The sequence below is a fragment of the Staphylococcus simulans genome, from assembly GCF_025561465.1.
Taxonomy (GTDB): domain Bacteria; phylum Bacillota; class Bacilli; order Staphylococcales; family Staphylococcaceae; genus Staphylococcus; species Staphylococcus simulans.
The window spans coordinates 1,218,464-1,232,017 of the sequence record NZ_CP095100.1 but is presented as its reverse complement, the minus strand read 5'-3'; the positions used below and the strand labels follow the sequence as shown (position 1 = coordinate 1,232,017).

The window sequence follows — 13,554 nt, the reverse complement described above, 5'->3', positions numbered from 1 at the left end:
TACTTAGAATAAATCTTCCATTAACGCTTCTGTTGTTTTGTCTTTTTGACTTTGATAATTTTTAGTGACTTCAATAGTTTCAATACCTTCTACAGCACGATCAATCATTTCACTAAAGTCATATACACTTTCATAGCGTTCTACCTTTTCAAAATCAGGTTCTGTAACCGGATTTTTAGGAGTGAAAATTGTACAGCAATCTTCAAATGGTTGAATTGAAGTTTCAAACGTACCATATTGTTTTGCTTTAATGACAATTTCTTCTTTATCTAAAGTTAATAATGGACGTAAGACTGGCGTTGAAGTAACATGGTTAATCGCATACATACTTTTAAGTGTTTGGCTGGCAACTTGTCCTAAGTTTTCACCATTAACAATCGCATCTGCGCCAATTTGATGTACCACTTTATCAGCAATGCGCATCATCATTCTTCTTGTAGATGTCATAGTATAGCGTTCATGGACTACTTTATGAATTTGTTTTTGAACTTCTGTAAATGGAACGATGTGCAATTTGATCGGCCCTACACGTTCAGCTAAGATACGCGTTAGTTCAATGACTTTTTCTTTAGCTTTTTCACTTGTAAATGGCGGACTATGGAAATGAATGGCTTCTACTGTTACACCACGACGCATGATTTCCATACCTGCTACTGGTGAATCAATACCGCCTGACAACATTAATAATGTTTTACCGCCTGTACCAACTGGTAATCCGCCAACGCCATCAATCACACGGTCATAAATATAAATTGCATCTAAGCGTACTTCTGTTTTAATGACATGATCTGGTTGTTTAACATTTACATGGACTTGTTCATTGTTTTCTAACACTGCCCCGCCAAGCATACGTTGTAATTGATACGTATCATATGGAAATTGCTTGTCCGCACGTTTCACATCGATTTTGAATGAATCTCCGTCTGCATAGGCTTTCGCAAATTCACTTGCTTGTTTTTTCACTACTTCTAAATCTTTTTCAAGCTTCATCACAGGACTGATGGACTTCACACCAAATACTTGGCTAATACGACGCATAATTTCTTCGATATCCGCTTCAGGTGTGACTTCAATATACATTCTGTCTCGGTTTGCTTTAACATGGTAGCCTTGAAGTGGCATTAAAGCCTGTTTGACATTTGAACGTAAGCGGTTCACAAACATTTTTCGGTTCGCACCTTTAAGCGTTAGTTCACCATAACGCACTAAAATATGATCATAGATCATTTCTTTAACAACTCCTTCATTTCTTCATAAACAATTTTAAACGCTTCTTTAAATCCTTCAATGTCTGATTCAGTCGTTATTGCACCCATAGAAATACGAATACTGCCTTCAATTCTTGATTCACTGATCCCCATCGCTAGTAACACTTCATTTAAACGACTATGTTTTGATGAACATGCACTTGTTGTAGATAACATGATACCTTGTTTTGAGAAAGCATTGACTAATACTTCCCCTTTCACGCCATCAAAGCCAACATTTAGAATATGTGGTGCACTTTGATGTGGTGAATTCACATGTACCCCTGGATACGCTTTAAATAAGTTTCGTAAGTCTTCATTCCATTCAGTCAATCTTGAATTCAGTTGTTCTTGTTCGCTTACAGCATGTTTCAACGCTTTAACAATCGCAATATCTACCGGTAAATTAACTGTTCCGCTTCTTAAACCATATTCTTGGCCACCGCCATGAATCACAGGTTCAAGGTTATGAATATTACGTACTAATAATAATCCCTGTCCTTTTAAGCCATTAAACTTATGACCGCTAAAACTAACACTGTCTACACCATTAAAGTGTAAAGGAGTTTTTCCGATAGCTTGCACAGCATCCACATGAAAATGTGCTTTTGGATACGCTTCAAGTATTTCCGCAATCGCTTCAATCGGTTGAATTTGGCCAGTAATATTATTAACGTGCATACATGTGACAAGACCAACATTCGGATTCATCAATGATTTTAAGTGTTCTAAATCAATGGTGCCTGCTTTTGTCACATTCACATAACGTAATTTAAACCCTTCTTCTTCTAAGTAACGCATCACTTCTAACACTGATGGATGTTCTAAAACAGAAACAATAATTTCATCAGCATAAGGTTTTCGGTTATAAGCAGCACCTTTTAATGCCATATTATTGGATTCTGTCGCACCACTTGTAAAAATAATATCGTATCTATCTTCTAAGTTCAGAATTTGGTTGATTTGTAACTTCGCTTGTTTCAACAATTGTTCAGCTTGCAAACCTGCTTGGTGTGGACTATTCGGATTAAAATATAAATCTTGGTTGACTTTAACAAAGGTGTCTAACACATCTTGTGCAGGTTTTGTAGTCGCTGCATTATCTAAATAAATCACATTTCGTCACTTCCACTTAATGAATTCTATCTTTTTGAGTCTTTTGTTCCAATTTTAATATTTTACCACAAATCAATGAATTCTCAATAAGCAAAAAGAAGGCGAGAACAAAATACTGCTCTCGCCTTCTTGTATAAAGTACTAAATTTGACTTTGTGAAACAACTTCATCTTCAATACGTTGTGAAATCCCTGGATCTACTGAATCTAAAGCTTGTTCTGCAATTTCAATCGCACGTTTGTATCTATTATTTTTAAATAGACGTTCTGCTTCATTCAAGCTCTTATCAATGCTGCTGTCATCTTTACGGTAACGGTTACCATACTGGATTAATTTTTCAGCAAGAACTGCATTGACTAAAACATCCATTGCTTCATTTTCGAAATTATTCATTTGTAAGACAACTTTTGTAACTTTATCTTTCAAATGCTTCACATGGATTGGACGTTCATCAAACTGACTATTGATTTCACGTACTTCATGGTCAATTTCGTTTTTCATAATAATGAAGCGTTCTGGAACACTTGTTAAGTTAGAAGCTAATAACTTACGATAAATTTCTTCTTTCTTACTTTGTACACGTAACAAGTTATCTTCTGCTTCAGCTTCATCTTCACGTAATTGAATTAAATGATTTTGAAGTTTTTCTTGTTTTTCATTAATCACTTTAACGTGATCTTCGATATACGCTAAGTTGTCTTGAACTTCACTGTAACGTACTGTCGATTTTGACATTTCTCTTAAAATTTCATCATAAACAGAAATCAAGTTTTGAATTTCATTTTCAAATTGACGTACATTTTGAATGTCTGTCTCATTGATATAGTAATTTTCACGTACATATTCAATTTCCGTTTGTAATGTATAATTTGTATCTTTCGCACGGAACAAGTCATTTGTGATAACTTCTTTCGTTTCATCTACTTTATTTTTCGATTTCACTTCATGCTCGATTAAATCATACATTTCATCAAGTTGATCATTGATAGCGTTTAATTTGTCGTTTGCTTCTTCAAGTTCTAAACGACTGATCATCGGCTCAACAAAGCTCAACTCTGTTTTCATTGATTGTAAGTTACTGTCGACTTTAACATGGTCTAAATCATAGCCTTCAACTTTCAAGTCTCTGCAACCATATTTCAAGTCTTGGAATTGACCTGGAAGTTCTTTTTGCGCTTCTCGGATTAATTCTGGAATTTCTTGCATATCTTTTTGTAAGTAATTGATGTCTTCGTTAAGCGTTTTAATATGCTCATAAGCTTGTTTGTAGTTCCCCTCTTCTTTTAACTCAGTATACTTAACAAGCTCTGGTTCGAACAACTCAATTTCTTTTTCTAATGGTGCTGCCGCTTCACCGAATTGATGACGGTTTGCTAAAACATCACGTTTCATTTCACGGTATGCAACTTTGCTTTCTTCAAATAAGCGGTCACTTTCTTTATGCAAAGCTAAAATGTTTTCAACTTCTTCAGTTAATTTTGCATGTTGACTTTCATAACGATCCATTAATGCGTTTGCATCGTCTAACTCAGCTTGTGCTGCAGCAAATTTGAATTTATCAAAGTTTTCTTCCGCATTATGAATTTTCTCTTCAACCGGACTTAAATTATCATTAGTATTTTTTAATGATTCGCGCTTTAAGCGGTCATATTCTAGTTGTGTTTCACCCTCAAGGGTTAAATCGTCCAACTCTCTCAGACGATCGTCTAATGTTAGTTTCTCAACCTCTATCTTGCGCTCTTCGGTTTTTTCGACCACTTGACGTTTTGAAGAACGGAGATAGAACATGATACCGACAATTATAAGTGCAATAATTATAATTGCTAAGATGATATACAGTGCCATTGTTTTCTCCTCCTATTTAATCACTTCTCATTATAGCGTAATTTCTTGCCTCATTAAAATAAAATATTAATTTTCTTTATACGAATTGCTGATTAAGCACCTTAAATTGAAGTCTTATAGATGTCCATATTATAATATGGAAAATGCTAGACAGAAAAGAGGTCATTATTTATGAAACAAACGACGACAAACTACCAATCAATTGCACAACAAATGAAAGGTTTAAATGCAGATGAAAAATATTTAATCACTTTGCTAAGTAACACTTCTGCCCTTTTAAACGAAAACTTAGATAATATTAATTGGATTGGTTTTTATTTAATGGAAGCAGGACAACTCATTTTAGGGCCCTTCCAAGGCAGACCTGCTTGTACACCTATTCAAGTCGGCAGTGGTGTTTGCGGAACATCTGTTGAAAAAGATATCGTTCAACGTGTAGAAGATGTTCACCAATTCCCTGATCACATCGCATGTGATGCACGTAGCCGATCAGAAATTGTCATTCCATTGCATCGCGACGGTGAAGTCATCGGTTTATTAGATATTGATGCACCGATCACAGGACGCTTTACTCAAACTGATGAAGAAGGCCTAGTCTCATTAATGAAAATTCTTGAAGAACAAATTGCACGAACAGTGAAATAATTGTTTTGCATGGAAATATAGATAAACCCTTGACTTTATTCGTCATAATGGTACAATACTCTTTGTGTGAAATAACGAAAGTAGCAATTGTATATTAATAGGCTCTATGTTGTTCCCAACGCGGACGTGCCGTGTAACCGGAGCTATGAGGCGAGGACACACAAAACAATATATCCTATTAAGCATACAATACTCTTCTTTGTTTTTTCATAACAACTACAAAAAACAAAAGGAGGAGTCTTAACATGGCTCGATTTACAGGTTCAAACTGGAAAAAATCTCGTCGTTTAGGTATCTCTTTAAGCGGTACTGGTAAAGAGTTAGAAAAACGCCCTTACGCACCAGGTCAACATGGTCCAAACCAAAGAAAAAAATTATCAGAATATGCGATTCAATTACGTGAAAAACAAAAATTACGTTATTTATATGGAATCACTGAAAGACAATTCCGTAACACATTCGATATCGCTGGTAAACAATCTGGTGTTCACGGTGAAAACTTCATGCGTTTACTTGCTCGTCGTTTAGACGCAGTTGTATATGCTTTAGGTTTAGCACGTACACGTCGTCAAGCACGTCAATTAGTAAACCACGGACACATCGAAGTAGATGGTGGACGCGTTGATATCCCATCATACACTTTAAAACCAGGTCAAGTGATCTCAGTTAGAGAAAAATCTCAAAAACTAGACATCATCCTTGAATCAGTTGAAATCAACAACTTCGTACCAGAATACTTAGAATTCGACGAAGAAAAATTATCAGGTACTTTCGTACGTATTCCAGAACGTAGCGAATTACCAGCTGAAATCAACGAACAACTTATCGTTGAGTACTACTCAGGTAAATAATAATTTCGAGATTTCGATACTGCATCTTTTCAAAAGGTGCAGTATTTTTTTATGTTAATTTTCCCCTTCCCTTTTATAAGCGCTAGTATTATTCAGTTGTTTGCGTCATAATATAATTACTAAATAGAAGGAGATATGCAACGTGAAAAACTGGTTGAAAAATAATAGATTGATTATGATACTGGCAGGTGTTTATCTTGTTTCTGGTTTCATCTTCTTACCAAGTTTTACTGAATACTTTGATAAAAGTTATTTTGAAAAATCAATATTAAAAGTGATCATTGATGCTTTTATAGCCAACTTCGGCTTTGCATTATCTTTATCCCTTGCGATTTCTTTTGTACTTTCAGCTATTATTATGACGTATCAATATTTTAAAAATGACGAAGTAGATAACGTAATAAAAAGTTTTGCGTTTATCGTTTTAGTGGTTAACGTGTATGTATTTGTTAGTACTTTGATTTTATTATCAATTACCCAAGATAATGGTGAAGCGATTTTTGCGTTATTTGGATTCTTTTATGGTTTCACAAAGTATCTGCCTTGGGCTTATAACATGATTAATGAACGATTCAATATATCAGACATAAAAATGAATAAAAAATAAAGGATGCCTGTAAAATCAGACATCCTTTTATTATGCACGATGCGCTTTGGCTTTTTTTCGTTTTACTACTCTATAGATAGTAACTCCTATAATGATGATTACCCAGCTTAATAACTCTTTTTTATCCAGTCTTTGGATGGGTTTGAGGTTAAATTTCATCGTTGTTCGAGAAAAACAGATATGAGTTCTCAATCGTTCTTCTCTTATCTTCCCTTCTGTTAATTAGATAATTTAATTATACAAGTGGTATTCTAATTAATCAATCTAATTCAAAATAATGATTTGGGCCATCTGTAATGATGCCATCTACCCCATCAATCATTAGTTTTCTAATATCATTGATATCATTGACTGTATAAGGCAATACTTTTAAGTGATGCAAGTGGGCTCTTTCTATAAACTTTTGGTTAACGAGTTCATAATTAGGATTAGCATATTCACAAAATTTAGCTAATTTATTAAAATTCGGCATTTTAAACAAATATTTTTTCTTACTTAACAACACACCAAGAGAATACTTTCGTGTAAGTTTAGAAATTTTCTCTATACTTCTTTCATCAAATGATTGGATAATGACCTTATCTGCATCTAAATGGGCATCTTCTATTTCTTTTAATAATTGTTCTTCTATATTTGGATATTTACTTGGCTTCTTAATCTCAATCAGTAAAGTCGTATCATGTGGTTCAACTAACTTTGCGACTTCTTTAAATGTCATAATCTTTGCGCCTATAAATGTCGCATCTTTCCATGAACCGAAATCATAGCTTTTTAATTCATCTCGCGTATAATCTTTAACATACCCACTTCCATTAGAAGTTCGATCTATTTTATCATCATGGATAACAACGAGTTGATGATCTTTAGTTAAATGCACATCTATTTCTAGCATATCTACTGAAGCGTTCAATGCTGCTTTATAAGCCAGTAACGTATTTTCTGGATAGTCTAATGAAAATCCACGATGTGCAATAATTTGAAAATCCTCACTCGGAATGACTTTTTCCATGTTATTCACCCTTTTAATATGATTGTAAAAACAATCTATCATAATTTAAACGGAGGTCAAAGAGATATGGCAGAACATGATTTTATTGTGACAACACAATGGAGCGGCGGCAGAGATGAAACTGGCACTGTTAAAGGCGATGTTTTAAACGAGTCTATTTCTATTCCAAGCTCACTTGGAGGTGTTGGCGAAGGTACAAATCCAGATGAAATGTTGATTGCTGCTGCCTCTTCTTGTTATATCATTTCATTAGCAGCAACTCTAGAACGTGCGCATTTCACTGATATTTCTATTAACCAATCTTCAGTCGGGACCGCTTCTCTCAATAACGGTAAATTCAAAATGGAGAAAATTACGCATCATCCTAAAATTACTGTTGATGCTGATCAAAAAGAAGCACTCGAAAAAAGATTAGATAAACTTTTAAAAATTGCTGACAATAACTGCATGATATCTAATTCAATCAGAGGTAATGTTGAGATTGAAATCGATGCAGTCATTCTATAACAGTGACCCAACTTTGGTTGGGTTGCTTGTTACTTTATATTAAAACGCTTACAATATCAGTTTAATATAAAATCATCAATTTTAAGTAAAAGTATACTTAAATTGCCTTTATTATTTTCAGAATATTTGGTAAGATTAATGAATCTTACATTAGGGGGAAATCTATATGTATCATCATCCATTGTTATTGACACCTGGACCAACTCCGATTCCTGAACGCATTCAACGCGTCATTCAAGAACCGATGATTGGTCATCGCACAAAAGAATTTGAAGCAATTGCAGAAAAAGCATATAAAGGGTTAAAACCTGTATTCGGGGCTGAAAACGACGTTTTAATCTTTACTTCCAGTGGGACAAGTGCTTTAGAAGCAAGTATGGTTAATCTGTTAAATCCGAATGACCATGTGGCTGTAATTGTTTCTGGTGCCTTTGGTAATCGTTATAAACAAATCGCTCAAACATATTTTAAAAATGTACATGTCTTTGAAGTAGCTTGGGGAGCAGCAGTAGACGTTGAGGCATTTATTCAATATCTAAAAGCATTACCAGAACCTGTAACTGCCGTTTACAGTCAATATTGTGAAACATCGACTTCTGTCCTTCACCCTATTCATGAATTGGGTAAAGCGATTCACAAAAACTTTCCAGAAACATACTTTGTAGTAGACGGTGTAAGCTGTGTCGGGGCTGTAGATGTCAACTTAAAACGTGACTACATTGATGTCTTAGTGTCAGGAAGTCAAAAAGCAATCATGTTACCACCAGGCTTGGCATTTGCTGCTTATTCTGATCGTGCTAAAGCACGTTTTGCAGAAGTTAAAACACCTCGTTTTTATTTAGACTTCAATAAATATATTGCTTCTGCTGAAAAAAATTCAACACCATTTACACCGAATGTGAGTCTGTATAAAGGTGTCGCTGCCTATGCAGATTGGATTGAAGAACAAGGCTTTGAAAACGTAATTGAACGTCATAACGTCATCAGAGATGGTTTAAGAGCTGCATTAAAAGCTTTAGACTTGCCATTACTTGTTAAAGATGAATTTGCTTCACCAACTGTAACCGCATTTGTGCCAAATTCTCCAAGCGAAGTCACAACGATTAAAAATGAATTACTAGACCGTTTCAATATCACAATTGCTGGCGGTCAAGGTAAATTAAAAGGTCAAATTCTACGTATTGGTCATTTAGGTCAAATCGATACTGCCGACATTTTACAATGCATCAGCGCATTAGAAATTGTACTTTCAGAAATACGTCATCAAACATATATCGGCAAAGGTACTACAGCATATTTAGAGGTGGTAAAAGCTTATGTATAAAATTTTAGTATCAGATCCCATCGCTAAAGATGGTTTACAAACTTTATTAGACGATCCAGATTTCGAAGTAGATATTGATACAGGACTTTCTCCTGATGAACTAATAGAAAAAATTAAAGCATATGACGGTTTAATCATACGAAGCCAGACACAAGTAACACCTGAAGTCATTGAAGCTGCTGAAAATTTAAAAATCATTGCACGTGCAGGTGTCGGTGTCGATAATATTGATAGAGATGCAGCTACAAAGCATGGTGTATTAGTGATTAATGCCCCTGATGGAAATACCATTTCAGCAACAGAACATTCAATGGCAATGATACTTGCGATGGCGCGTCAAATACCTGATGCCAACCAATCATTAAAAGAAGGTAAATGGAATCGTTCTCAATTTAAGGGTACAGAGTTGTATCATAAAACACTTGGTATCATCGGTACAGGACGTATTGGTCTAGGTGTCGCTAAACGTGCGAAAAGTTTTGGTATGAAAATTATCGCATTTGATCCTTACTTAACTGCTGAAAAAGCAAAAGAACTAGATATCGAGCGTGCCACAGTTGATGAAATTGCACAACGTGCTGATTTTGTAACAGTCCATACCCCACTGACACCTAAAACGAAAGGTTTAATCAATGCTGATTTCTTTGCTCAAGCAAAACCTAATTTACAAATCATCAACGTTGCACGTGGCGGTATTATTGATGAACAAGCTTTAGTTGATGCTTTGGATAAAGGTTTAATTGCACGGGCTGCTATTGACGTATTTGAACATGAACCTGCAACTGATTCACCTTTAACTAAACACGATAAAATTGTTGTAACACCGCACTTAGGTGCTTCAACAGTTGAAGCTCAAGAAAAAGTGGCCGTCTCTGTTTCAAATGAAATAGAAGAATTCTTCCACACAGGTAATGTCCGACATGCGGTCAATGCACCAAAAATGATTTTTGGCGAAGAAGATAATGAGTTACAAGAATACTTGAACTTATGTGATATGGTCGGCAAAGTATGTATCCAATTATTAGGTAAAGCACCACGTGAATTGAAAATTAAATTCAGCGGTGAATTAGTTAAAGAAGATACAAATATTTTAACACGTACGATTGCTAAAGGAATTTTATCTCAAGATCTAGCTGAACGTGTAAACTTGGTTAATGCCCTCTTCTTATTAAATGAACAAAACGTTGTTTATAATGTGGAAAAAGATGCGAAATCACGTTCATTCAACAACTATATTGAATTAACAATGATTAACCGTGATCGTAAAGTAACAGTCGGTGCCACTGTCTTAAACGGCTATGGTCCACGTATCGTTCAAATCAATGACTACCCTGTTGATTTCAAACCAGAAAAATATCAATTAGTCATTCATCACCAAGACCGTCCAGGTATCGTAGGACGCACAGGACAAATTTTAGGTGAATATGATATCAACATCGCTTCTATGCACTTAGGACGTACTACACAAGGCGGTAATGCGATGATGATTATCTCAGTCGATATGCCTGTTTCTGACGAAGTTATCGCTGCATTACATCAAATCGATGGATTTGAATCTATTCAATTTGTAGACTTAAATAAATAATAATCACAAAAATACCGGCAAACTGGAAATAATATCCAAGTTTGCCGGTTTTTCATTACAATAAAATTGAACGAATATCTAATACATTATCCACAATATAATCTGCGTGATATGATTCTAATTCTTCTTTTGCTTTTTTACCTTTTAAACCGGTTAAAGTACCGATAAACGTTGCACCTGTCTTTTGTGCACTGAATAAATCTGCAAGAGAGTCACCGACTATGTATATCTCTTCTCCAGCAAATACCTGTTCTTGTTGTTCGGCATAATTTTGATAATCCGCTTCATTATTACCGTTATATGCGGCAACATAACAAAACGGGTTCGGTTTACCTAATGGTTTAAGTTCAGGGAACATTTCTTCTGCCTTTAACACTTCACTCGCTGATACAATGTGTGACTCATCAAAGTATTTTAAAAAGCCTTTATCTTCAAATGGCACTAACGTTTCCGTTCTTGGTCGACCTGTCGCAACTGCGAGCGTATAGCCAGCTGCTTTTAAGTCACTTAATAAAGTTTTGAGTTGATCCGCTTCAGCCAATTCTTCTTCATGATAAATATAACCTGTTTTAAAATCGCTTCTCGGTATTTTTTCTTCAACTTTTCGATATAAACGATGACCTAAATACCATTCTTGGAATACTTCTTGTGCAATTTCCCATAAAGGACTGCGGATTTCAAATAACTCAGTATGTTTTGTATCAAGTTGTTCTGCCGCATAGATGCGTAAATCACGGTAAATTTTTGTTTTACCTGATTCTGCGTTTTCGATAAAGTGAAGCGGCTTCATAAAGTCGACTTGTTGACGACCGACCAAATCTCCTACTTCTTGAATGGTCACATCTGTAAAAGGATGTGCTGTTAAAAAGGCTTCCCTGTCCTCTTTCGATAACGTTTTGAGTAAATCTATCAAATGAATGGATAACACAATAAACAACATATCCCAGTTGGAATTCAAACCACGAGATTTCATCGCATTTAAAATGTTATCTTGATCAAAAACAACTTGGCGAATCAAGTTGATTTCGCTGTCATTAATAGAATTAAATGTCACAGTCGGCATTAATTTTAAAAAGTGCTGACTCATCAGCATTTCGTATACCGTTAATGCTGAAACATCAAAACATCTTTCTTCACTTAAAAATACACCATCAACATCAAATAATACTGCTTTCATTTCTCCACCTACTTCGGAAAATTCAGAATAATTAATATTATACAAAGTTATACATAAATAAGCAATAGAACGGAGACAACTCTTCTTAAAGCGTCTCCGTTCTTATGACTTTATTCTGATTCTAATTGTCTTTCTACTTCATCTGCGACTTGTTGAACTTGTGTTCCGATAATGACTTGAACATTATGTTGGCCGCTTGTTGTTACACCCGCAGCACCGGATTGTTTAATTTGCGCTTTATCGATTTGATCGATATTTGCCACTTCTAAACGTAAACGTGTAGCACAGTTCGTTAGTGAAGTAATATTTTCTTTACCACCTAATCCAGAAATAATTTGTGTAGACATTGCGCTATATTTGCCACCTTTGCCCGTCTCACTTGATACACCTTCTTCATCCACAGGGTCAGCAATCTTTTCATCTCCACGACCAGGAGTATTTAAATTAAAGACTGAAATAGCCACTCTGAACACTACATAATAAATTACAAAGAAGACAACACCCTGTACCATCAACATCCATGGATGATTAGAAACCGGATTAATTAATGATAATAAGAAGTCAATCAGTCCTGCACTAAATGAGAAACCTGCAGTCCAATGGAAAAGTGCAGCGATGAATAAAGATAAACCTGTTAACAATGCATGAATTACAAATAATACTGGAGCTGCAAACATAAATGCGAATTCGATCGGTTCAGTTACACCTACAAAGAAGGCTGAAATCGAACCAGCGAGCATTAAACCAGCAACACGTTTCTTTTGTTTAGAATCTGCTGTTTGATACATAGCAAGAGCAGCTGCTGGCACACCAAACATCATCACTGGGAAGAATCCAGCCATATATCTGCCTGTGATACCTTTAACCGCACCTTCTCCTGTTTGGAATTTCGCAATATCATTAATACCTGCTAAATCAAACCAGAATACTGAATTTAATGCGTGGTGTAATCCAGTTGGAATTAATAAACGGTTGAAAAATCCGTACAGGAATGCACCGAATGCGCCGAAATCCATAATCCATTTACCAAATGAAATAATACCACTATACACGAATGGCCATACAAATAATAAAATAATCGTCAAAATAACCGATAAGAATGCTGTCATAATAGGTACTAAACGCTTACCACTAAAGAATGACAAAGCAGTCGGTAATTCGGTCCCACTGAATTTGTTGTAACAAAATGCCGCAATTAAACCGATAATTAAGCCGATAAATACGTTTTGGTTATTCATAGCGGTAAAACCGATGTTTAAGCTATCTTCTTTTACACTTAAAATTTTTGCTAAAGTTTCTGTTTTTAATACTGACGTCACAACAAAGTAACCAACAACTGCCGCAAGTGCCACAGAACCATCGTTCTTTTTGGCCATACCTAATGCCACACCAATCGCGAAAAGTAAGCCGAGTTGTTCTAAAACTGCGATACCACTTTGGAAAATAAATTCAGCTAAAGTCGGTGTAACCTCTAATGCCTTTAATAAATTTCCGATACCAATAATAATGGCTGCTGCTGGCAAGACGGCAACGGGAAGCATTAATGAGCGTCCAAGACGTTGTAAAAAGTTATACATTGTTCATCCTTCTCTCTCTATATAAAATGATTGAAAACACATAAAAATAAAGTCAGATGCGGTG

The 13,554-nt window shown here is 35.3% G+C and carries 12 protein-coding genes; 6 read left to right on the top strand and 6 right to left on the bottom strand.

The window, feature by feature from the left end; translation table 11 throughout:
- Nucleotides 1-3: 3 nt before the first annotated feature.
- The 3 genes from thiI to ezrA all read right to left on the bottom strand — a co-directional run bounded on the left by thiI (nt 4) and on the right by ezrA (nt 4,208).
- A complete protein-coding gene (gene thiI, locus MUA87_RS05720; RefSeq protein WP_023015973.1) occupies nt 4-1,227 on the bottom strand; it encodes a tRNA uracil 4-sulfurtransferase ThiI in 1,224 nt (407 codons plus the stop codon).
- Complete coding sequence (locus tag MUA87_RS05715; RefSeq protein WP_262551383.1) at nt 1,224-2,363, bottom strand: cysteine desulfurase family protein; 1,140 nt, start codon at nt 2,361-2,363, stop codon at nt 1,224-1,226. Before MUA87_RS05715 ends, thiI begins: the two co-directional genes overlap by 4 nt.
- A gap of 141 nt (nt 2,364-2,504) precedes the next feature.
- Nucleotides 2,505-4,208 carry a septation ring formation regulator EzrA gene (gene ezrA, locus MUA87_RS05710; RefSeq protein WP_002481192.1) on the bottom strand — a complete coding sequence of 568 codons (1,704 nt, stop codon included), beginning with the start codon at nt 4,206-4,208 and terminating at the stop codon, nt 2,505-2,507.
- A 171-nt stretch (nt 4,209-4,379) separates the two neighbouring features.
- On the opposite strand from ezrA, the gene MUA87_RS05705 reads away from it, so the two are divergent.
- The 3 genes from MUA87_RS05705 to MUA87_RS05695 all read left to right on the top strand — a co-directional run bounded on the left by MUA87_RS05705 (nt 4,380) and on the right by MUA87_RS05695 (nt 6,311).
- The gene (locus MUA87_RS05705; protein WP_107540277.1) at nt 4,380-4,853 is read left to right on the top strand and encodes a GAF domain-containing protein; all 474 of its coding nucleotides are present in this window, start codon (nt 4,380-4,382) and stop codon (nt 4,851-4,853) included.
- A 245-nt stretch (nt 4,854-5,098) separates the two neighbouring features.
- Nucleotides 5,099-5,704, top strand: a complete 606-nt coding sequence (rpsD, locus tag MUA87_RS05700) for a 30S ribosomal protein S4 (protein WP_002481194.1) — start codon at nt 5,099-5,101, stop codon at nt 5,702-5,704.
- Between the two features lie 142 nt (nt 5,705-5,846).
- Nucleotides 5,847-6,311: a hypothetical protein gene (locus MUA87_RS05695; RefSeq protein ID WP_002481195.1), complete on the top strand. Its 465-nt coding sequence runs from the start codon at nt 5,847-5,849 to the stop codon at nt 6,309-6,311.
- Nucleotides 6,312-6,570: 259 nt separating this feature from the next.
- On the opposite strand, the gene MUA87_RS05690 is transcribed toward MUA87_RS05695, so the two are convergent.
- Nucleotides 6,571-7,320, bottom strand: coding sequence for a glycerophosphodiester phosphodiesterase (locus MUA87_RS05690; RefSeq protein WP_002481196.1), 750 nt, complete (start codon nt 7,318-7,320; stop codon nt 6,571-6,573).
- Between the two features lie 66 nt (nt 7,321-7,386).
- Here MUA87_RS05690 and MUA87_RS05685 point away from each other — a divergent pair, with 66 nt between their 5' ends.
- The 3 genes from MUA87_RS05685 (at nt 7,387) to serA (ending at nt 10,736) form a co-directional block, all read left to right on the top strand.
- Nucleotides 7,387-7,827 (top strand): OsmC family protein, encoded by a 441-nt coding sequence (locus MUA87_RS05685; RefSeq protein WP_070863811.1) that lies wholly within the window; start codon nt 7,387-7,389, stop codon nt 7,825-7,827.
- 166 nt (nt 7,828-7,993) lie between these two features.
- Nucleotides 7,994-9,151, top strand: coding sequence for a pyridoxal-phosphate-dependent aminotransferase family protein (locus tag MUA87_RS05680; protein WP_023015977.1), 1,158 nt, complete (start codon nt 7,994-7,996; stop codon nt 9,149-9,151).
- Complete coding sequence (gene serA / locus MUA87_RS05675; RefSeq protein ID WP_262551382.1) at nt 9,144-10,736, top strand: phosphoglycerate dehydrogenase; 1,593 nt, start codon at nt 9,144-9,146, stop codon at nt 10,734-10,736. Before MUA87_RS05680 ends, serA begins: the two co-directional genes overlap by 8 nt.
- Nucleotides 10,737-10,791: 55 nt before the next feature.
- On the opposite strand, the gene MUA87_RS05670 is transcribed toward serA, so the two are convergent.
- Entirely contained in the window at nt 10,792-11,913 is a 1,122-nt protein-coding gene (locus tag MUA87_RS05670) for an HAD family hydrolase (RefSeq protein WP_119563827.1), read from the bottom strand.
- Between the two features lie 110 nt (nt 11,914-12,023).
- Nucleotides 12,024-13,490, bottom strand: coding sequence for an N-acetylglucosamine-specific PTS transporter subunit IIBC (gene nagE / locus MUA87_RS05665; RefSeq protein WP_060804810.1), 1,467 nt, complete (start codon nt 13,488-13,490; stop codon nt 12,024-12,026).
- Nucleotides 13,491-13,554: the final 64 nt, after the last annotated feature.

Coding starts and splice junctions, on each gene's coding strand:
- thiI (WP_023015973.1), bottom strand. CDS start 1,227: ATGATCTATGATCATATTTTAGTGCGTTATGGTGAACTAACGCTTAAA.
- ezrA (WP_002481192.1), bottom strand. CDS start 4,208: ATGGCACTGTATATCATCTTAGCAATTATAATTATTGCACTTATAATT.
- MUA87_RS05705 (WP_107540277.1), top strand. CDS start 4,380: ATGAAACAAACGACGACAAACTACCAATCAATTGCACAACAAATGAAA.
- rpsD (WP_002481194.1), top strand. CDS start 5,099: ATGGCTCGATTTACAGGTTCAAACTGGAAAAAATCTCGTCGTTTAGGT.
- MUA87_RS05690 (WP_002481196.1), bottom strand. CDS start 7,320: ATGGAAAAAGTCATTCCGAGTGAGGATTTTCAAATTATTGCACATCGT.
- MUA87_RS05685 (WP_070863811.1), top strand. CDS start 7,387: ATGGCAGAACATGATTTTATTGTGACAACACAATGGAGCGGCGGCAGA.
- MUA87_RS05680 (WP_023015977.1), top strand. CDS start 7,994: ATGTATCATCATCCATTGTTATTGACACCTGGACCAACTCCGATTCCT.
- serA (WP_262551382.1), top strand. CDS start 9,144: ATGTATAAAATTTTAGTATCAGATCCCATCGCTAAAGATGGTTTACAA.
- MUA87_RS05670 (WP_119563827.1), bottom strand. CDS start 11,913: ATGAAAGCAGTATTATTTGATGTTGATGGTGTATTTTTAAGTGAAGAA.
- nagE (WP_060804810.1), bottom strand. CDS start 13,490: ATGTATAACTTTTTACAACGTCTTGGACGCTCATTAATGCTTCCCGTT.